13 protein-coding genes and 1 tRNA gene are annotated in these 19,941 nt (G+C 70.1%); 9 read left to right on the forward strand and 5 right to left on the reverse strand.

The window, feature by feature from the left end:
* The first annotated feature begins 352 nt into the window (after positions 1-352).
* Genes K5O09_RS14070 through K5O09_RS14085 form a run of 4 tightly spaced genes read left to right on the forward strand, consistent with a single transcriptional unit; the run spans position 353 to position 5,512 of the window.
* A complete protein-coding gene (locus tag K5O09_RS14070) occupies positions 353-1,471 on the forward strand; it encodes a DnaB-like helicase N-terminal domain-containing protein (protein WP_222170109.1) in 1,119 nt (372 codons plus the stop codon).
* 44 nt (positions 1,472-1,515) lie between these two features.
* Positions 1,516-3,288, forward strand: coding sequence for a type IV secretory system conjugative DNA transfer family protein (locus tag K5O09_RS14075; protein WP_255595566.1), 1,773 nt, complete (start codon positions 1,516-1,518; stop codon positions 3,286-3,288).
* Positions 3,285-4,526, forward strand: a complete 1,242-nt coding sequence (locus tag K5O09_RS14080) for a lytic transglycosylase domain-containing protein (RefSeq protein WP_222170111.1) — start codon at positions 3,285-3,287, stop codon at positions 4,524-4,526. Before K5O09_RS14075 ends, K5O09_RS14080 begins: the two co-directional genes overlap by 4 nt.
* Entirely contained in the window at positions 4,526-5,512 is a 987-nt protein-coding gene (locus tag K5O09_RS14085; RefSeq protein WP_255596378.1) for an ArdC-like ssDNA-binding domain-containing protein, read from the forward strand. Before K5O09_RS14080 ends, K5O09_RS14085 begins: the two co-directional genes overlap by 1 nt.
* A 162-nt stretch (positions 5,513-5,674) precedes the next feature.
* Here K5O09_RS14085 and K5O09_RS14090 read toward each other — a convergent pair whose 3' ends face one another.
* Positions 5,675-6,403, reverse strand: a complete 729-nt coding sequence (locus K5O09_RS14090) for a hypothetical protein (protein WP_222170113.1) — start codon at positions 6,401-6,403, stop codon at positions 5,675-5,677.
* A 107-nt stretch (positions 6,404-6,510) separates the two neighbouring features.
* Between K5O09_RS14090 and K5O09_RS14095 the strand changes: the two genes are divergently transcribed.
* Positions 6,511-6,696, forward strand: a complete 186-nt coding sequence (locus tag K5O09_RS14095; protein WP_222170114.1) for a hypothetical protein — start codon at positions 6,511-6,513, stop codon at positions 6,694-6,696.
* Between the two features lie 30 nt (positions 6,697-6,726).
* Here the strand turns inward: K5O09_RS14095 and K5O09_RS14100 are convergent, their stop codons facing one another.
* Both K5O09_RS14100 and mobF read right to left on the reverse strand, forming a co-directional pair.
* The gene (locus K5O09_RS14100; protein ID WP_222170115.1) at positions 6,727-7,140 is read right to left on the reverse strand and encodes a hypothetical protein; all 414 of its coding nucleotides are present in this window, start codon (positions 7,138-7,140) and stop codon (positions 6,727-6,729) included.
* Entirely contained in the window at positions 7,137-10,637 is a 3,501-nt protein-coding gene (gene mobF, locus K5O09_RS14105; RefSeq protein ID WP_255596379.1) for a MobF family relaxase, read from the reverse strand. The genes K5O09_RS14100 and mobF overlap by 4 nt, the downstream gene beginning before the upstream one ends.
* A 392-nt stretch (positions 10,638-11,029) precedes the next feature.
* Here mobF and K5O09_RS19585 point away from each other — a divergent pair, with 392 nt between their 5' ends.
* The gene (locus tag K5O09_RS19585) at positions 11,030-11,674 is read left to right on the forward strand and encodes an HNH endonuclease (RefSeq protein ID WP_370635457.1); all 645 of its coding nucleotides are present in this window, start codon (positions 11,030-11,032) and stop codon (positions 11,672-11,674) included.
* A 76-nt stretch (positions 11,675-11,750) separates the two neighbouring features.
* On the opposite strand, the gene K5O09_RS14115 is transcribed toward K5O09_RS19585, so the two are convergent.
* Complete coding sequence (locus K5O09_RS14115; RefSeq protein WP_222170118.1) at positions 11,751-12,074, reverse strand: hypothetical protein; 324 nt, start codon at positions 12,072-12,074, stop codon at positions 11,751-11,753.
* Between the two features lie 160 nt (positions 12,075-12,234).
* On the opposite strand from K5O09_RS14115, the gene K5O09_RS14120 reads away from it, so the two are divergent.
* From K5O09_RS14120 to K5O09_RS14130, 3 genes are all read left to right on the forward strand, one after another.
* Positions 12,235-12,657 carry a hypothetical protein gene (locus K5O09_RS14120; protein ID WP_222170119.1) on the forward strand — a complete coding sequence of 141 codons (423 nt, stop codon included), beginning with the start codon at positions 12,235-12,237 and terminating at the stop codon, positions 12,655-12,657.
* Complete coding sequence (locus K5O09_RS14125; RefSeq protein ID WP_222170120.1) at positions 12,654-14,009, forward strand: hypothetical protein; 1,356 nt, start codon at positions 12,654-12,656, stop codon at positions 14,007-14,009. Before K5O09_RS14120 ends, K5O09_RS14125 begins: the two co-directional genes overlap by 4 nt.
* Positions 14,010-14,225: 216 nt before the next feature.
* A complete protein-coding gene (locus K5O09_RS14130) occupies positions 14,226-19,562 on the forward strand; it encodes a sacsin N-terminal ATP-binding-like domain-containing protein (protein WP_222170121.1) in 5,337 nt (1,778 codons plus the stop codon).
* Positions 19,563-19,824: 262 nt separating this feature from the next.
* Here the strand turns inward: K5O09_RS14130 and K5O09_RS14135 are convergent.
* A tRNA-Met gene (locus K5O09_RS14135) sits at positions 19,825-19,898 on the reverse strand.
* Between the last annotated feature and the right edge of the window lie 43 nt (positions 19,899-19,941).

A 19,941-nucleotide genomic window follows, 5' to 3' on the forward strand; every position in this document is an offset into this window, starting at 1 on the left:
GAAGTTGGGGTTCTCGTCGCCATCCTCGATGGACTTCACGAACCTCTCGCGGAGAGCAGCCAAGTCGGGATCGTGATTCGCGTCCGGCCCTGGAAGGGGTACGCCCTTCCGCGCCTCCAGGTCGTCGATCCGGCTTTGGGCCCAGGCTCGCGCCTCCACTGACTGGCTTCGACGCCGTGCGGCATCACCCCTCCGTCTCCGGACCAGGGCACCTACGGCTAGAAGAACCAGCACGACCGCAAGGATCAGCAGCGCAACTTCGGGCGTCATGGGCACTGTGTAGCACTCAGTTCTCGAGAGCGGTAGGCCGCCCGCCACGGCGGCGATGCGGCGTTCCATCGCGGGACGCACCATGATCCGCCCGGACGAAGCAGTCCACCTCGCCGAGCAGGCGCTGCTCGGGTCGCTGATACTCGACCCACAGCCGCTCGCCTCTGTACGCCGCTGGCTCCGCCCAGGCGACTTCACCGACCCGCGCCACGGCACCGCCTTCTCGCTGCTGTGCGAACGCGACACCGCCGGTGAGCCGATCGATCCGATGACCGTCGCGGGCGCCTTGGTCGGACGCCTCCCGGGCGCCTCACCGGGCGTCGTCGTCCACGACCTGCTGCAGGCTGTGCCTGCTGCCCCGAACGCGGGTACCTACGGGCGCATCGTCGTGGAGGCCGGCCTGCGCCGCGAGGTCGCCGGAGTCGGCATCCTCCTGCGGGCTGGTGCACTTCAGTCGGCGCTCTCCCGCGAGTCCGTGCCGATGTCGTCCACGTGCGCGCTGGTCGACGCCGCCCTCGACTCCGTTGCGTGTCGTTGGGCGGCCGCCACGGGTGCCCGTGAGTCTGCACAGGATCGGACGCCGATCCAGCTTCGACCTGCGCTCCGGAACCCAGGCCTGCGCCTCGGCGCGGACAAGCTCTTGCAGAACCATCCCGACCGAGACACCGCGATCGAGCGGGCGCACGAGGCGCTGCTCGTCGGAGCCCTCATCACCCACCCGCGCGAGGTCACAGCGGTCGGCGCGCACCTGCCACCGCAACGGATCTCATCGCCCTCCTGGCGCACCGCCTACGGGGCGATGCTCGAACTCGCCGAACTCCGGCAGCCGGTCGACGTCGTGACCGTCGCGGCCGCGACTGCTCGCCTGTGCCACCACGGCCAACCCGCACCCACCATGACGGAGCTGCAGCAAGCCGTCGATGCGGGCCGACACGCCCCGGTGCGAGAGGTCGAGCGAACCGTCTGGATCGACCAGCTCCGGCGCATCGCCGACCACGGCGCCGAGCAGCTGATGACCGGCGCGGCGAACCCGGGGTTGCACGTCGAGGACCTCGTCGACACCGGCCACCTCATCACCAGAGCCCTCCTGGACGGCGCAGGGATGCTTGACGACCGCCGCGAAGCCGGGGCTTCACCGTTGCGGCTCGTCGGTGCGGCCGCGACTCCCGTCGCCGACCGCGAGGGTCCGGTGGCGGGATGACGCGCCGCCCGCCTGCACGACGCCCGATCAGTCGCGATCCGCGGATGGGCAGTGGCCTGGACGTCACCTCGTGGGTGCTCTGGGCCGCTGCGGCTGCTCTCGGGCTCGGCGCGATCCTGTGGTGCGGAGCCGCGCTGGCCTGCCTCCTCACCGGTCGACCCGCGCCCGCCGGCGGTCCGCTCGACGCCCTGCGCGCGCTCGGCTCGCCCGCTGAGCCCGCCAGTGCTTGGCCCGAGCCGGAGGCGCTCCCCGCCCCCTGGGTGTACTGGACGATCACAGCGGTCGTCGTCGCGGTGGTGGCCGGCGCCGTCGTCGTGGCGTGGCGGCTGGTGGCCGGCTCGGCCGGAGCCGACCGCGAGCGGTCGCTGCGCAGCCTTCCCGGGCTCGCCACAGCGGCCGAGGCCTCAGCTGCCGCGGGTCGACGCGCCCTGGTGCGCAAGGGCGCCGTCGTCCGCCCATCGACGGGCCCGCGCCCCACCCCCGAGCAGGTCGGACTGCGGGTCGGTCGCGTCCGCGGCCGCGAGCTCTGGTGCTCCGTCGAGGACTCGGCGCTCCTCGTCGGCCCACCCCGCATGGGCAAGGGTCTGCACGTCGTGATCCCGTGGGTGCTCGAGGCGCCCGGGCCGGTCCTCGCCACCTCCACCAGGCCGGACACCCTCGCGGTGACGATGCGCGCCCGCGCCCGACGCGGCCCTGTGGCGATCTTCGACCCGCAACGACTCGCCGGGCTCCCCGGCGGGCTTCGCTGGTCACCGGTGCGCGGCTGCGAGACCCCTCGAACTGCCCTGGTCCGTGCTCGTGGTCTCGCCGCTGGCGCAGGCTTCGGCCGCACGGTCTCCGACTCCGACTTCTGGGCCGGGCAGACCGAGACCGCCTTGCGGTGCCTGCTCCACGCCGCCGCGCTCGATGGCCGACGCGCGGTCGACCTTTACCGCTGGTCGCTGAACCCGGTGCTCGCCGAGGACGCGGTGACCACGCTCAACCGCCACCCGTCGGCGGCGTCCGGCTGGGCCGACGCGCTGGAGGCGGCGATCCACGCCGACCCCCGCACGCGCGACTCGGTATGGCTCGGCGTCCGACAGTCCCTGGCCGCCCTCGCCGACCCAGACGTCCTGGCCGCCGTCGACCCCGCACCCGGCGAGGAGTTCAACCCCGCGACGTTCCTGCGCGAGTCCGGCACCCTCTACCTGCTTGCCTCCGCCGTCAGCTCCGGCTCCTGCGCCCCACTGGTCGCAGCGTTCGTCGAGGACATCACCGAGACCGCGCGGAGCCTCGCGGCCCGCTCCCCCGGTGCACGCCTGGACCCACCCCTGCTCCTGGCGCTCGACGAGATCGCCAACCTCACCCCACTGCCGTCGCTGCCCCAGCTGATGGCCGAAGGCGGCGGATCCGGCATCACCACCCTCGCCGTTCTGCAGTCGTTGGCCCAGGCCCGGAACCGTTGGGGCGAACACGCGGCCGACGCCATCTGGGACGCCGCGACCGTCAAGCTCGTCCTCGGCGGTCTCGCCAAGTACCGCGACCTCGACGATGTCTCCCGCCTCCTCGGCGAGATCGACGAGCTCACCGAGACCCGCTCCCAGGGCCGCGCGGGCGAACGCTCCACGTCGACGTCCGTACGCATGGTGCCGGTGATGCCGCCGTCCGTGCTGCGGACCCTGCCCTTCGGCACCGGCGTCCTCTTGCTGCGCCACACACGACCCGTCGTCATCGACCTCGACCCGTGGACGGTGCGCCGCGACGCCGCCGCTCTGCGCACGGACCAGAAGGGGGTCGAAGCCGCCGCACGCGACGAGACCGGAAGGGGAACACCGTGATCAAGAAGCTCCTGCTGCTCGGCGGAGCGGGATGCGCCGCCGTACCCGCCATCGCGGTGCTCGCCGCCATCGGCATCGGCGCCGGCGCCACCGCCTGCATCGAGACCTCCGCCGGCGGGGTGCTGGCGGCCGACGCCCCCGTGCCCGCCGAAGCAAGAGCATGGATCAGGGAAGCCAAGGCCACCTGCCCCGACCTGCCCGAGGCCTGGATCGCCGCAGTCATGGCACAGGAGTCCGGCTTCCGCTCCGACGCCTACGCCGACGACTCCAACGGCGGCACCTGGGGCCTGTTCCAGATCAACGAATCGATCTGGACCGGCGTCTACGGCCACGGGTTCGACGCCGACCTCGACGCCAACGGCGTCCGCGACATCGCCGACCCTATGACCCACGCCCGCTACGGCGGCAAGTACCTGTGCAACCGGCTCGTAGGCGTCCGCCAGATCCGTGCCGACCACCCCGGGTGGGCGTCGTCGGAACTGCCGCTGCTCGACGCGCTGATTATCGCCCACAACGCCGGCGAGTCCCGCCTGCGCACCTACCCCGACATCCCGGCGACCACCGAGCGGTTCATCGAGAACGTGGACCGGCGCGTCGGCGAATGGAGTACCGTCACCGACGCCGGGATCCGCAGCGACTTCGCCGATGACGCCGCGACCGGCCCCGCGAGCGCCCCGACGCCCGAGACGTCTGGCCCCCTGGACGCCTCGGGTGTCGGGTGCCTACCAGGCCTCGGCACCGGCGATGTCGTCGTCCCGCCCGGCACCCCACACGACGTCGCCACCGCCGTCCGCACCGCCATGTCCTACGTCGGCGTCACGTCGGGCTGGCACCAGCTCTGCGACCGACTCGCCTGCCGCGCCTACGGCTACGTCGGATCCGGCTACCCCACCGCCGCCGAACACTGGCGGCAGATGGTCGCCACCGGCAACGCCCACCCCGGCGACGCCTGCCCGCCTCTGGGGTCGTTCGTCTTCTGGCGCACCGGCAGACCCGCCGGCCACGTCTCCGTCGTCGTCCAAGCCGACCCCGGCTGCGACCCGCAGAAGATCATGGTCACCTCCAACGGCGTCTTCGACTCCGCCACCGGCAACCACGGCGGGGTGTACTTGCTCTCCTTCGCCCAGCTCAACGCCGGCTACGTCAGCGGTACCGGCTACCTCGGCTGGTCCAACCCCGTCTGCAAGGGCGCACGACTCCCTGACGACACGGTCCATCCGGCACCGTCGGGGTGGTGATGGTCGTGTCCAGGCAGCCCGACGTCGGTACGAGGGAGGACCGGCTCGAAGCTCTCCACCGGCAACTCATCGATGCGGTCGAGAAGCTCTCCACCTCCGAAGGGTGGGCACGGATGCTCCAAGCCGCGGCCCGCTTCCACGACTACTCCCCGTCGAACGTCCTCCTGATCAGCGCACAGCGACCCGACGCCACCCGCGTGGCCGGCATCCGCACCTGGAACTCCCTCGGCCGGCGCGTCAAGCGGGGGCAGCACGGCATCGCCATCCTGGCCCCGTGCGTCTACCCCGCTCCCCCCGGTGCCTCGAGCGAGGAGTCAGCGGTCGAAGCCGGAGCGATGCCGCCTGCCGAGCCTTCGGGGTCGGCCGGGCCGGCCAGGCATCTCCGCGGTTTCCGGGTCGTGCATGTCTTCGACGTTACTCAGACGGAGGGCGAGCCTCTCGCGGAGGTCCCGCCGGTTCAACTCGCGGGCGCCGCACCGGAGGGGCTCTGGGAGCACCTCACTTCTCTCGCGGGGGCCGATGGCTACCGGATCGAACGAGGCCCATGCCGCAAGGGCACGATGGGTTACACCGACTTCACGGCGAGGACCGTCCGCGTACGGGACGACGTCGATGGTGCCCAAGCGGTCAAGACCCTCGCCCATGAACTCGGACACATCCGCGCCGACCACGAGCACCGCTTCCCCGACTATGCCGCCTCTCGGGCCTGCCGCGGGCGGGCCGAAGTTGAGGCAGAGTCGATCGCCTACCTCATCACCGCACAAGCAGGTGCCGACTCCACCGCCTACTCGGTCCCGTACCTCGCGGGCTGGTCCGGCGGCGCGTCCGAGGTGTTGCGCGAGTCGATGACCCTGGTTCTCGCCGTCGCACGCGAGACCTTCCACCCGGCGTCCGACTATCGCTCGACGATCCAATCCGATCCAGCGCAAGCACTAGTCTCGGAACGCATCGAACCGGAGAGCGTCCCGGCGGTTGCACTCGCGTGAGCACTTCTGCAAGCCCGGGGCGGATGGAGCGACTCAGAGCCCAGTTGGCTCGTCGTAGCCAGCACCGGCTACTTCGGCTGGTCCGACCTTGTCCACAAGGGGGAACGGCTGCCCGAGGGACACCTCACCCAGCGCTGGCGGGCGGTGTCGATCGAGGAGCCGTCAACGCAATTCGGGGAAACGTGCGCGGGCTGCCCGTAGGACCGACTGCGAGAAGTCTCGGATTCGCTTCATGCCCTCAGCGGTAAACGGCGGAATAGCGTCGACACTCCTGAAGAAATCGCGCTCGGACATGGATAGGATCCGAAAGTAGGCGCGATCACGAGCCCCGGTCGCCTTCACCTGGACGGTAGACATTACGAGTCCATTCCTTTCGGCCGCGGCCCCGAGCCGGGCTTCCACCGCCGCGCGCTCGGCCTCGCTATTGGCCTGCGGCCCGCTCACCAGCGGGAAGGTCGCGAGTATCACGTAGTCGCGCACAGTGTCGAAGATGACGTTGATCCCATTGTCGAGTGAGATGCTGCCCTGCCCTTCGACCTCCTCAACAAGAGGCATCGGGGCCCCGGTCATCTTGTAACCGCCCGTGAGAACCCTGACGTCTGCCTTCCGAATCTCGGAGACCAGCGCCTTGCGCCAATCAAAGGTTTCCTCGCGGACGGAACCGGATTCGTCATGAGCAGCGAGAAGCAGGTCGAGCATGTCGCGCAGCGCCCTGGCATCAGCGATCGAGAGGCTCACGCCTACCGGGTTCGCTCCGAACACCGGCGAAGGCGTTGGTGTCACGGACAGCAGGAACGGCGGAGCGTGCCGCCCGAGCAGCGTCGATCGGTCGGCGGCGTGAACGGTTATCCGGCCACCATCCATCGTTAGCCGGCTCGGCGGTTCGCTCATCGTCCTGCGCCTCTCGCTCGTCGCGTCAGAATCCGTACCGCTCAGGCTAGGCGGCTCGGAGGGCGATCAGGGTCGAGTTGGCGCTCGATGGCTCCCCCGGGACCCCGATGGCCCTGACGGGCCCCTCAGCGGTGCTGATCGCCGCTCGTCGTCGCATCGGCGAGCGCGGCCTGGATTTCCACAGGCAGCAGTTGGGCCGAAGTCAGGTAGTGCTGACCGTCGACGTCGCCCGCCAGCCGGCTCCTTCCAGCGCCGCGGCGATGGACGGCGCCCTTCGGGACAAGACCGCGTGATGATGCGTCTCGCCGTCCATGACGAGCTGCCTACACCGCATCTGAGCGGGTGCGAATGGCCGACGACCGGTGGTCACCAGAGCGGCACCCTGTTCGCGCCACCCACTCTGCGAGCCTCGTCCGGGCCAGCCCGAAGCGCTCGTGCCAGGCCAGAGGTGCGTCGCCGTGAGAGGTCGTTGCGTAGGCAGCCTCCCAGGCGAGCTGCAGGGCCGAGAGCTCCTCGATGAGCTCCCAGTGCTTGGGCCAGCACTCGGGGACGTAGCGGCGATCGAGGGCGTAGTGGTCGACGAGCCACCTGACCCATGCGTCGAGGCCCTCCAGGAGGTGGCGTTGCTCTTCGCGGGTGTATGCGGACCACATGATCGGTTGGGGCGGGAAGCTCGGCTGGGTGTTCACCACCTCGGGAAGGAAGCCTCGGTCGGTTCCACCGCTCGTGCCGCTCACAGGGTCACGCTCCTCTCGCTTGCCGCTCCGCACACCGGATCAACCGTCGTCGGCCGGTAGGCGGGCACGTAGCCCTCCCGCGCCGGGTCGACGTTGCTGCGGCTGCCGAACGACGCCGAACCCAGGGCGTCGGCACGCTCGGCGAGGAGCTCGTCAACCTGGTCGAGCAGTGCGCCGATGTCCGTCGAGATGTCATCGGCGTCGGCGGTGATCGCCACGTCAGCCGGGTCTTCCGTGTGCGTCCGTAGCCACTCGTGCACGCGGTGGTGGAGCGCCGCTGCGGTCTCGGCCGCCGGGTGTGGTCCGTCGAGGGGCCGGGCTGCGACGAGACCCGCGAGGACCTCGTTCATCGGGTGGCCGAGCGCGCGGCCCCGCTCAAGGGCCGTGAGGAGCGGCCCGCGGGCGGGCGATGTCGCGATCTGGTCGCACTGCTCCGCCGTCAGCCCGACGGTTGGGAACACGGCGCCCCAGTGCTCGGCTGCCGCGTCGGCGAGGAGTGTGTGCCGGATGGGCAGCAAGCGCCTGGGCGAGGCCGCTTCGTCCTGCGAGGCCGCGATCGTCTCCGTCGCGGAAAGCTCACTACCCGTCGCCGTGAGGATGGCTTCGAGCGCATCGCGGCCACCCTGGGAGATCTGGTGCTCGGGCGGGTAGTCGCAGGCGGCGTCGATGGTGTCGAGGGCGACGTAGGCGTGGTTGTCGTGGCGTCCTCGGGTCATGGCGACGTAGAGGTTCTCTCGGAACATGCCGGGAGCGGCGAGCACATGGGCACGGTCGACCGTGACCCCCTGGGCGCGGTGTGTGGTGGTCGCGTAGCCGAGGTCGACGTGATTGGCGGCGTAGGCAGCGGGGAGGACGACATCGTCCGCCTGCGCGCTCGCTGCGCGATCCCGGCGGGAGAGCGGCACGACGGTCAGGGCACCGTCGGGTGCGATCGCCGTGACCTGCCACAGGTCGCCGTTGCGGACGTGCCCGTTGGGTGTGCGCAGGCGCCGGTCGTTGGCTCGCGTGATGACGTGGTCCCCGACGCCGACCTCGGTGCCGGTGCTGGTGGTGACCCCCGTGGCCGTGACGAGGCCGTCGGTGACGCGGTCGTTGTGGGCGCGGGTGTTCAGGACGTCGACTGTGCGTGAGTCGGAGGCGATGAGGATGGCACTGGCCCCGCGTTCGGTGTCGGTCTGCCAGGCGGTGTAGGCGTCCTCGCACATGGCTTCGGCGGGGCCGGCGCTGATCCGGCCGTGGTCGGCGTAGTCGTCGATCGCGCGGGCGTCGCCTGCACGCAGGCGCAGGGTCGCGGCGGCCTCCCACGGATGGGTGAAGCGCCACAGCGAGGTCAGCGTGGCTGGGCGTCCGCGCTCGGCCAGGAGGTGGAACGCGCCGCCGGCGTCGACGGCGGAGAGCTGCTTGTGGTCACCGACGAGCAGCACCTTCGCGCCGGCTTCGCTCGCCTGGGATGTGAGGGCGTCGAGTGCGAAGGTGCCGGCGAGTGATGCCTCGTCGACGATCAGGAGCTGGCCCGTCCGGAGCCTGAACCGGTCGCTCTGAGCGGTCAGGGTGGTAATGGCGGTGTCGATGGTGCGCAGCCGCGTCCGGTGGTCGATCCCGGTGGCGCTGATGCGCTCGATGTGGAGGCGGGCCAGCAGTTCGGTGCGCCGCTGGGCGCCGGGGCCGGTGGACTCGTAGAGCCACTTGGCCGTGTTCTCGCACGCGATCCCGAGGGCGTGGCCGAGCTCGGCAGCCGCAGTGGCGGACGGGGCGAGTCCGACGACGCTGCCACGTCCGTGGCCCTGCTCCCACACGGCCTTGAGGGCGGCGAGGGTTGTGGTCTTGCCGGTGCCCGCGGGTCCGACGAGGACGTTGAGGAGTCGGGTCGAGCCGGTGATGTGCTCGACGGCGGTCGCCTGGTCCGGCGCGAGGGTGACGGTGCGGCCGTCGGTGCGGTGGATCGGCCGGGAGGTGACGGCCTTGGCGAGCCACGGGGCGGTCGTAGGCGCGTCAGCATCGCGGGTGGCGGCATTCAGGAGGCGGGCTTCGGCGTCGAGCACCTTGTGGTGGGTGTAGCGGCCCTCGTCGACCCTGGTGAACTGCGAGGTGCCGTCGGGTCGGGTGTAGCGGGCGGGGACGACGAGCGGGTCGGGTGCCTGCAGGCTCGTGCAGGAGCGCAGCGCGGCGTCGGTGACGCGCTCGAGCAGCGCGACGCGGTCGGCTGGGCCGGTCATGCGGATCGCCCGGGTGGCGCGGGCTGCCTCGGCCATGACGTTCCACCGGGTCCAAGTCGAACGCCGCGTCATCACCTGCTCGAGCGTGTGCTCGGCGAGCCGGCCGATGACGGACGCGGGAATGCGATCACATCCCAGCGGCGCGGCCCGGGACACCCTGAGCACCGCGGCGGTGAGCTCTGCGGGCGTCTTGCCGGAGCGTTCCGTGGCGCGGGCGCGCCATAGCGTCATCAGGTCGGCCAGGGGCGTGACGTGCTTCTTCGGCCGGACCGAACGGGTCACCTGCTGGCGCAGCCGGACGATCTCGATGCGGTTCGGGCCGCGCCCGTGGGTCGCGTAGAACTCGGCGAGCACGCCCGTCATCGCCTCGTCTATCTGCGTCGCGCGACTGGAGAACTCCGTCATCAGCGCGTCATCGACGCCGTCGAGCTCGAACGCCGGCGAGCGGCGCGGGCCGCGATGACGCCACCCGAACCGAACCGGCAGGCGACGGGCGACCTCGTCGGCCAGCAGGTCGTCATACAGCTCGGAGACCATCACGACGGCGTGATGCAGGGCCCGTGAGTCCACCGACAACCAGGCGCCGCCCGGGCCCTGGACCTTGTTCGCCACGACGAGATGCGTGTGCAGGTTCGGGTCCCCGGCGCGGGAGTCCCAATGGTCGAAGCCGGCCGCGATGAGCCCGGCAACCTGGTGCTGGCGGCAGCCGGCGGTGCCCGTGCGCGTGAACGCGGCGGTGTCCTCCAGGAACGCGAGCGCCTGCCCCACGGCGGCCCGGTGCGCCGCGAGGAGCGCGGCGCGCGTGCCGTCGTCGGCCACCGCCCAAAGGGTGGAGACGGACTTCGTCGCGGTGAAGGTCAGGTCGAAGCCCGCGACCGCGGTGGCCGTGCGCTTGGCGAGCTCGACGCGCGTGATGGTCGCTACCGCGGCCTCGCGGGCTTCCCCGGTGAGGTCGGCCGGAAGGGCGGCGACCTGCTTGGCGATCCGCTCCGCCGCGGGAGTGCGCCTCGGGTACGGGCGGCCGAGCGAAGTGCCGGTCTGCGGGTCCTTGCCCTCCCCATACAGGTTCGCCATCTGCTCCTCCGTGACCTGGGCACCCTCGCCCGGACCGCCGCCGGCGAGCCCCACGAGCCCACGCCCGTACCAGCGACCGGCCGGGTTCCCCGAAGCCGTGTAGTACGTCGTCAGGTCCGACGCCGCCGGACGGTCGCAGTCCCCCGACGCGGTTGTGCGCATCAGGTACTGGTAGCCACTGCCCGCGGTCAGGCGGTGCATCGTCATCACCACGGCGATGCACCGCCAACCACGGCCACTCCTGGCGTCCGAGATGGTCGGCCCGCCAGGATCCGCTGTCGCGTCGTCTCCACGCCAAGATGTGTGCCCGCGGGCGTACCAACCTGGGGCCGGCGCAACCGGAAGTGCCAGACGAGTCAGCGCTCCAACCTCGGACCGCGAAGTCCACTTCCCTCCCCGAGCAGCCCGACGGCGGTGGACGCTATTGAGAGACTTGGCGCTGATCGAGAGCAGTTGTTGCGCGGCTCGCTGGAGGTCCTGTGCCCTACGGGGAGGCGTGTGCTGACTGCGGGGCGCCCGTACAGCCACAACTGCGCGGCCGCCCGCGCCTCCGCTGTGCAGCCTGTGGGGCACCTCTCTCCGAGACTGTCGCGCGCAGGATGAGCTGCCAAGCCGACGACTGCCCCGACCGCTCGCTCCTCTGGGGCCTCTGCGCTTATCACGCTGCCCTCGCTCATGCGGCAACGCTCCCGGCCTGTGAAGCCTCGTGCGGCCGAACGGTCTTCTCCGGCCTCCGCTGTCACGTACACACCCGGGCTCAATACCGCCGCCATCTGCCGCCCCGCACGGACGAACAGATCGAGGAGGAGCTCGTCGGCTCCCGCCTACTTCGGGCTCTACATCGGTGGCGGGAGAGGAAGTGGCACCACGGTCGCGCGGGACAGGCGCTGGCGCCCGTGTACCGCGACGGGTATCCGAACCGGCTCCTCGCGACGCTCCTCGCCCTCCTGTGGGACGGGCAATGCCATCTCTGCGGAGGGCCTCTGAACGCCGACACGCCAGCAGGGCACCCGCTTGCCCTAACGGTGGACCATGTGCGCCCACGAGCGGCGGGAGGAGTGCACGTCGTCAGCAATCTCGCGCCCGCGCACCTCGTCTGCAACATCGCCAAGGGCGACCGGGCGTTAGCGAGGCACGCGCGAGTTCGAGTGCCCTCCGGACGACTGCGAGGAGCTCGCAAGGCAGCAGTGGTACGCCGAGACTGGTACGGACGACGTGTCATCGCGCGAAGACAGTGGAGCTGACCCGAGCCATCGGTAACGACCGCCCTCGGTGCCCCACCCATCACCCGACTGTCACCAACGTGATGGCCGAGGACGCCTAGAGCCGGTCGAAGTCCTCGGTGCTCATGACTTCCAGCGCGACGAGGGAGACGCCGCTGAGCTCGGCTGCGATGGCGATGGCCATGTCGGCGGCGTGCGGGATGTCGTGGGCGAGGAACGTCACGTCGGCCTGCGCGCGGCCGAGCGGTGACAGCGACACGGCCGGCTGATACGCCCGCAGCGCCTCGATGAGCTCATCACCGAAGCCCCCGATCTCCGTACGGTCGAACTCGAGGCGGGCGTTGTGCTCGGTCAGCATGGGTTCTCCGATCGTCGTGGCGTGCGGCCGCTGGCTGCGGCCTAGGTGCACGACGTCTCCCATGGCACCCAACGGTAGGCGAGCGGCCACGGCAAGGACAGGTGTCCACCACCCGCGCTTCGGCTCCCGCCCCGCGTGACCTCTATCCGGAGGTTGGCACCTTGACGGGCACACCTCTTGGCATGAGCGACGGCGACGTCGCTGGGCCACTGAGGAGGAAGCGATGACCGCGACGTGGACCCGCTCCGCGGAGACGCTGCTGAGCGAGGCCGACCAGAGCTGGTCCGGCATCTGGGCACTCACCCACGCCGCGGCGATGGGCGCCCTCAACATGGCGATGACGGTGCCCCTGGGCGTGGGCGTATCCATCTCCTACGCCGCGATGGACTTCCGCGAGGCTCAGGACGAGCTCGAGTGGGCCAGGCCGGACATCCGGGGCTCTGCCGCACAGGTGCGGTTCGGAGCGCTCCGGCCCGACGACGTGCCCGAGGCCCGAGAGGTCCTCGACCGGCTCGCCGCGTCCGCCCTGAACCGTGCGGCGGGCCTCGCGGAGATCGAGACGGACCTGGGCGCCCAGGCGGCCCTGTCCCGCGTGATGGCCCGGCTCATCACCGGTCGCGCGAAGGTCAGCGGGCGGTGGGCATGACCACCTACGCCGAGCTCCTCGCGCAGGCGACAGCCCACCTGCGCGAGGGCTCTACGACGCTCCGAGGAGACCGGTTCTGGACGGCGGACGAGGCGCTCGACGCCATCGGCGACTTCCACGGGCTCCTCGACGCCATTGCCTCGCACGGCCGTCGCCTCCTGCGCCCGGCGCAACTGGGCCGGCTCGGCCTGACCCGACACCGCGATGGCCTCCCACCCGTGGAGCGGGCGTCGATCGACCTCATCACGCGACTCGAAACCGTCACCGGGGAAGCCCGGCCGCACCCGTCGCAAGTCGGACACGGGACGACACCGTGGGCCCGATCGGCTCTTGCACTGCGCGCTGCCGCCGACCTCGTCGGAACGCACTTCTCGATTGACGGACGGCCCCGGAGCCCGGACGCAGCCGCGGCCACGACCGCGACCTTCGACGCCGGCCTCATCGACCTCGGCCACTTTGCCGTGGCCGCCCTCGCACACGAAGACCCCCTCGCCCTCAGGGCCATCCAGGCAGGTTCGCCCCGCGGCACCGTCGCCAAGCAGCTCCCAGGTCTCGAGTCCCTCGCCGACGCCGCGCGCGAGCTCTCCACCCAGGGCGCGGGCCGCCCCGCGACCCTCCTCGACTCTCTCGGCCAGACCCAGATCCGCGTCCGCACCGACGACCCGGCGACGGAACTCAGCGACCGCATGGTGCGCCTCCGCCAAGGAGTCTGGAGCCTCATCGCCGACCACACCGACGTCCTGCCGTCCCTGCGGCTCACTGCCGGCCTCGGCGTGGCGGTCCACGCACACGCCGCCGTATTCCATGGCGCCGACCTCGCCGCACCCGACGCGAGCACACCGACTGGGCCAGGTGTCCTCGTCGCCCACGGCCGCTCCTGGCAGCGCCTGCACCAGGCGCTCTCCCAGTTCGCGGTATTGGTGCCCCCAATCGCGAGCGTCCGCGACGACGCCGTCGCGGCCGCCCGTCTGCTCGGCGAACTCGTGCCACTCGACGCCCCGCGGGGTCATGTCCCCGCGGCCGCGGATCGCCACGTCGGTGCGGTGCTCAACGGCGCCGTCCAGGTCATGGCCGACATTGCCGTCCACGAAGGCGCCGCCTTCGACCGGATCTCACGCTCCGGCCTGCTCCACATCCCCGCGCGCGCACTTCCGCGCGGCCTCGTCACCGACCATCCCGACGTCGCTGCGGCACGGCTCGGTGGCCGAACGGTGCCGGCACCCGCGGAACTCCTCCAGGCGCTAGCCGGGATGTACACCGAGGTCGCGGCCCACCCGATCGGAGTACCAACGCTGCAGCCCCCGGACCCCCGGGTAGCGCGTTCGCCCGTCGTGCCCATGCCCGCCGTCTGACCTCGCGGCGCTAGGCGAAGCCGTGGGGCCAGCGGGGGCGTGCGCTGGCACTCGGTAACGAGGCGCCTGTTGAGGAGCCCGGCATCCTCAGCACGGGGACATGATCAATGCTGCCCGGGGCCCGGGAGGCCGTCGACAAGCGAACTGGCAGCGCCGATCAGGCCGCTCTGGGCGCGGCCTGGGCACGGACGTCGGCCATGCACCATCATCCAGACTGTGCCAGGCATAGGCGTCGAGACGCGCATCGTCGCAGCAACCGCTCAACTGGACGCTGACCACTTCAAGGCGCGCGTGCAGGACCGGGCCGACTCCGAGGCCCGCATGTACCTGGCGGGCCAGGCGTACGACAACCCGATGACCCGGGAGCAGAAGGACCTCATCGAGGGTGTACTCGCACCGGAGTACGCGGGGCGGACGGTGCTCGAGCTTCTTCAGAACGGCCACGACGCGCACGACTCGGGGCGCACTGACGGCTATCTGGAGGTGGTGCTCGACCTGAGCGAAGGCGAGCACGGGACTCTCTACGCCGTGAACGGCGGCATCCCGGTTGGCGACACCAACTTCGCCCGGATCTGCGGCACGGGGCTCAGCCCGAAACGGCCGGACCAAGGCATTGGCAACAAAGGAATCGGGTTCAAGAGCGTCCTGCAGTTCACCGAAGCGCCGGAGGTATACAGCGCGCGGGCCGAGGGCGTTCCTGGCCTTGACGGCTACAGATTTCGCTTCGCCACCCCCGGCGACTTCGACGCAATTGCCGACCGCGTTGGACCTGACCAGCCAGGGCTTGCCGACGAGCTCAGAAGCAATCTCGCAGCGCTGCGCGTGCCAGTGCCGCTCTCCGATGCCGTGCCGCCTGCGGTCGCCCGCTACGCCGAGCGCGGCGTCTCGACCGTCGTGCGCCTGCCCCTCAGATCCGCCGCAGCTCAGAGCGACGCCCTCCAGCAGATCAATGAGATCTCCGGGAGCGCGGCACCGTTCAACCTCTTCCTTCGTCGGGTCTCCACGATCGGGCTCGCGGTGGTCGACGGTGACAAGACCGTCACCGAGGCCGGACTTCTCCGATCTACGAAGAATCCCCGCTGGTCCAGGGCTCTCCGCCGACGCGGTGTGCACGCCACCGAGCTTCGCCTTGCTGACCGATCGCGGTACCTCCTGGCGACTCTTGAGATCCCAGAGCGCACATTCTTGGATGCGGTACAGCGCAGTTGCGACGCAGGCGAACTGAACGAGTCCTGGCGCGAGTGGCGAGGGAACGCGGCGGTCGACGTTGCCGTGCCCCTCGACCACGCACTTGATCAAGGACTTCTCTACACGTTCCTACCGATGGGACCCCAAGCCACCGCACCGCTTCCTGCGTTCGTGAACGCACCCTTTGCTCCACGAGCGGATCGCCGCTCGCTCTCGGAGGCCGTAGCCGTCAACTCAGCCTTGCTCGACGCGCTCGCAACGCTCTGTGCCCGGCTACTCGTCGCAGGAACCACCGGCGAAGCCGCCATCCCGGCAACCGTCCTCGTGGACCTCGCGACCTGGGCGCCCGCCCACCTCAAGCGGATCGAGGCGGCTCTCAAGGAAGAAGGGGCTGACCTTTGGGAGCTGCAATTCCTTCCACGGCTGGGCTTCAAGCGGGACCGCACGTCACTGGCCGAGGCGTACCACTGGTCCTTCGATGGCAAGGTGATGAACGCTGCCACAGTCGCCCGGGCAGCGACTGAGCACTTCGTCGATCCCAACATTGGCGATACGCGCCTCGCGCATCTAGACAGGATGCTGGAGTCTCACGGGTGGCCGCTGGAGCCGGACGACGACACCGTGGGGGCCTGCGTCGAGGCGGTCGCGAGCCACCTGATGGATCGGTCCGCGACGCCGGCCACGTGGGCCAACTTCTACGACGACCTCGCCGCCCTTGACGCCCCGGCCAAGCCCCTTAAGGGCCGACGGATTGTCATCGACGACGCCGGAGCGCTGACTGCCGTCGGCGGTGATGGATCTGACGGCCCTGTCCTCTACTTCTCCCCCCAGCAGACAGACGACAACGGTCCAGCCGTCCCGATCCCGAACGCGCTCGCGACACGCTTCCGCTTTGCGTCGTCGGATGTGCCGACAAGGCTCGGGAAGCATGGCCGAGGCCTTCGTCCCGGGAGAGAGTGGCTGGAACGGCATGGCCTTGTCCGCGAGTATCGAACGGACACCGTCCTCCAGGCAGTCGGCGTTGCCATGGCCGCGATCGCCGAGAAGGACAACCACAACGGCGAACTGTGGTCCTGCTTGTCGTTCGCAGCGTCCCTGGTCTCTCGCGCATCCCGTGACGTCAGCGAGAAGGCTCTCAGGTCGGCACGCCTTCTCGTCCCCTGCGCCGCGGGCTGGCGCGTCGCCGAGGATGCGGTCTTCGGCCTCGGCTGGGGCGGGCCGCACAACCGGGTGGACGACCGACTCAGCCGTCTCCTCTCGACACTGCCAGATCAGTCCGAAGCCCTCGCAGATGTGCGGGATCGCCTGGTCCGGGAGCCTGACGAGCTGGCCCTCAGAAGTGAGGCCGATGTGGCCGAGTGGCGCGTCTTCCTTGAGTCCATCGGAGTCCGCCACGGGCTCTGGCCCGTCGATGCCTCGAGAGGAACACTTGCACTGACCGGTAGCGAGCTTTCGCACCCCGGAAGGTCGAGTCTGTACGTACCCGGCCTCGACGCCGCGACGAAGGCCGACTGGATCGCGTGCGCAATGACGTGGCCCGGACGCACGCCCGCCTACGAGAGCGTCCGATACACCTCGCAGCAACCGATTCCAGTCCTGCCCGGGCAGAGCGCGTTCGAGTCTTGGCCCCTCCCGGAACGACGGCTCTACGCCGAACTCATCATCGCCGGCCTAGACAGCTGGCCTGAGGCTGCGCTGCGGATGCAGTTCACAAGGGCGCACTCGGACCCGCGTGGGGCAAGCTGGCCGACGCCGCTGCACGCCTTCTTGGCCAGCGCCCCCTGGGTCCCGCAGACCCGCCCGAATGATCGCGCCACCGTGGACCTGCAACGGCCGAGCGAAGCCTGGTGGCTCGCCGAGGCGGAGACCCCTGACTTCCTACCCGCCCAGCCCGGGGCGCTCCGAGCCACGTCATCACCCCGCGTGGTGGAGCGCCTCCAGCAACTCGGAGTCCGCCTCTGGGACTCGAGAGGGACAGCCACCGCCCGGCTCGACTTCCTCGCGGAGCGGGTCGCGTTGGGGCATATGGCTCCGATCGGGCGGGACGCAGCTGCGGTGCGCAGAGCGGCCGAGACAGCCTGGATTGAGGTTGCCGATGCCGGTGGCCCGCAAGTGGTCCCCGAGCGCGTCCTCGTCATGAGCGCTGGGTCCCTCGCGACACTCCCGCTTGCTCAGACGACGCGACCCACGCTGTACATCATCGACGTCGATGGGACCCGCCAAGAGAGCCTGCTCGCCGCATCTCCGCTGAGCGTGCTTCCGGTCCGAGACGGTAGACGCGGAGCTCGGTTGCTTGCTGCCCTGCGCACAGCTGGCTGCGAGGCCATGGGTGTGTCGGAGGTGCACTTGCGGGCGCGCGTCGACGGCATACCTGTGGAGGCCGCCGACGCCGTCCCTCTCATCAGAGAACCTTGGGAGTGGCTCCCGAACCTCCTCGCAGCGGCCGCTGACTTGCGCACCCGAGCAGTCGGTCGACTGTCGACGGCCTCACTACGAGCAGCCTTGGACCGCATCGAGCACACCCGCCTCGTCGTTGGGCGGCGCGTCCAGGTAATCGTGGACGATCACGAGATGACGGACGATCAACCGTCTTCGATGATCGTCCCGACTGACGAGGGCGACCTGATGGTCGTCGGCGGCGTGGATCGGGAGAACCGTCGTGCAGTCCTCGATGCCATGTCGACCTCGCTCGCGCTCATGATCTCCGCCCCGCAGCTGGCCGACACCCTGCGCCTTGCCTGCCGCGACCTGCTCGACTTGGGCGGTCGGGGCGACCCCACCGCCATTGCGACCGCACTGAACGTCGGAGAGGACGATGTGCGCGCGTCGCTCGATCTTGTGTCAGGCGGACACCTGGACCTTTCGCCGTATGTTCGCGTCGTCATGTGTCTCGATGCCGAACTCGCCGCTACCCTCCTCGAGGCGCCGGGAATCACGACCGACCCACATCTGACGAGCTGGCTTGAGGACCACCTGCCCGATGGAACTCTCAGCGCGTCGGACGTCCGGGAGCTGGCGGAACGCGGAACGGACGAATCGATCGTTGAACGATGCGCGCCCTCACTCCCCACCGTGAACCAGGGACTTCGCGCCCTAGGCTTTAGGCCGTTCCGCAATGCCGATGGCCAGGACCGCGCGTTCCGGGCCTATCTCCAGGGGCATGCACCGCGAATCCGTACTGAACTGCGTGAACGCTTCCGCCGCGCCGATCTCACGCCCGACTTCCTGGCGGGGTATGTCGAACTCCGCGACAGGGTGACGCTCATCAGCCCCGACCCCGAGTGGGCTGAGCGGCACTGGGCACTGGCGGCAACGGCGATGGAGGCAAGGGTCCAGGAATGGCTCGACAGTGAGGCACCACCCCGTCCGTCGGTCACCTCCGGACTGCCGCCTGTAGATGAGACGGTCGCACAAGCACAGAAGAGCTTGCGCTCTGTCCTGGGTCGCTTGCCCGCCATCATCAACGCATGGATACGGGCGAACGGAGCTGAGGCCCCCACGCGCAGCATCGAACCCGCCGGCCTCATCGCGGCTCTGACGTCCTCCGGCCGACTGGACTTCGGGGCCCCAACGCCGGATGAGCTGCTTGCTTCCCTCCAGAGCGACGGGGCGTGGCCCGAGGTCATGCCGCTTGCGACTGGATTGACGGCGCTTGGACTCAGCCAGGGGGACGTCGCGATGGCGCGTGAGCGCCTGCGCATCCAGGAGACGGAAGAGAAGGCAGCGAAGGACGCTGTCCACTTCGCCGGTGAGGACTTCACCGGCGGCGACGACGAACTCGTCCGGCTCTACGAGTCGGTGCGCTCGCTCCCCCTTGGTGATCTCCTAGAGGCGGATCCTGAGCCTGCCGCACTGCCCTACCAAGACGTCGGTGACCCCCGCAGGGCTGCGCCCCACGGAAGCGGCGGCGGCGCGGGGGGCACTGGTGCGTCCCAGGAGAAGACCAAGAACGTCGGCCTCATCGGCGAGGTCCTTGTTGGCCGATGGATCGAGCACCACTTCGGTCAGAGCATGACGGAGACGTGGCAGTCGTCGTACAGGACGCTCGTCCTCGGCGACGGGAAGGGCTCCGACTCGTATGGCTACGACTTCCGGGTCGTAACACCGGACAAGACTCTGCTCATCGAGGTCAAGGCAAGCCTCTCCGACGACTCGCAGTTCCAGTTGGGCGAGTCCGAGGTCCGACGTGCGCAGGACCTTCAGCCGGGCGAGGAGTACCGCATCGTCTTCGTACCGTTCGCTGGAGAACCGACTCTTGCGCGGCTGATTCCACTCCCGAACCCCTTCGCCGCCGGCGGGCTCCAGCGGTACCGAGTACTCGGCCGAGCTCTTCGTCTTCGGTTTGCGCTGGACCTCGGCGAGTGACCCGACAGGTCGGCGATGCGACGGCTCGACGGCCCTGCGGTAAGGACGAACCGCCCACGGCTGCGGGAGACCGGCGGGCTATCGAGGTCGCCAGACAGGCCAGGCGCAGCGGTGGCCGCGGCCCAAGGCAGCACCTGCCGCCTCCGTGCGCCTACGTGCGCGGCTGTTCGCCTGAGGCCGCCGCCCACATCTTGCCCACATCAACGCCAGAGGCCCTCCCGATCTCTCGATCGGGAGGGCCTCTGACCTGGTACTTCACTTGTAGCGGGGGCAGGATTTGAACCTGCGACCTCTGGGTTATGAGCCCAGCGAGCTACCGAGCTGCTCCACCCCGCGTCGGTGATGTCTACGTTACGCCAGCGTGTCGCCAGGGCCAAAT

The sequence above is a fragment of the Cellulomonas sp. C5510 genome, assembly GCF_019797765.1.
Lineage (GTDB): Bacteria > Actinomycetota > Actinomycetes > Actinomycetales > Cellulomonadaceae > Cellulomonas.

Bases quoted from the DNA above. Each gene is read 5' to 3' on its own strand.
- K5O09_RS14070 (WP_222170109.1), top strand. From the start codon at position 353: ATGATCCGCCCGGACGAAGCAGTCCACCTCGCCGAGCAGGCGCTGCTC.
- K5O09_RS14075 (WP_255595566.1), top strand. From the start codon at position 1,516: ATGGGCAGTGGCCTGGACGTCACCTCGTGGGTGCTCTGGGCCGCTGCG.
- K5O09_RS14085 (WP_255596378.1), top strand. From the start codon at position 4,526: ATGGTCGTGTCCAGGCAGCCCGACGTCGGTACGAGGGAGGACCGGCTC.
- K5O09_RS14090 (WP_222170113.1), bottom strand. From the start codon at position 6,403: ATGAGCGAACCGCCGAGCCGGCTAACGATGGATGGTGGCCGGATAACC.
- K5O09_RS14095 (WP_222170114.1), top strand. From the start codon at position 6,511: ATGGCCCTGACGGGCCCCTCAGCGGTGCTGATCGCCGCTCGTCGTCGC.
- mobF (WP_255596379.1), bottom strand. From the start codon at position 10,637: ATGACGATGCACCGCCTGACCGCGGGCAGTGGCTACCAGTACCTGATG.
- K5O09_RS19585 (WP_370635457.1), top strand. From the start codon at position 11,030: ATGAGCTGCCAAGCCGACGACTGCCCCGACCGCTCGCTCCTCTGGGGC.
- K5O09_RS14115 (WP_222170118.1), bottom strand. From the start codon at position 12,074: ATGGGAGACGTCGTGCACCTAGGCCGCAGCCAGCGGCCGCACGCCACG.
- K5O09_RS14120 (WP_222170119.1), top strand. From the start codon at position 12,235: ATGACCGCGACGTGGACCCGCTCCGCGGAGACGCTGCTGAGCGAGGCC.
- K5O09_RS14125 (WP_222170120.1), top strand. From the start codon at position 12,654: ATGACCACCTACGCCGAGCTCCTCGCGCAGGCGACAGCCCACCTGCGC.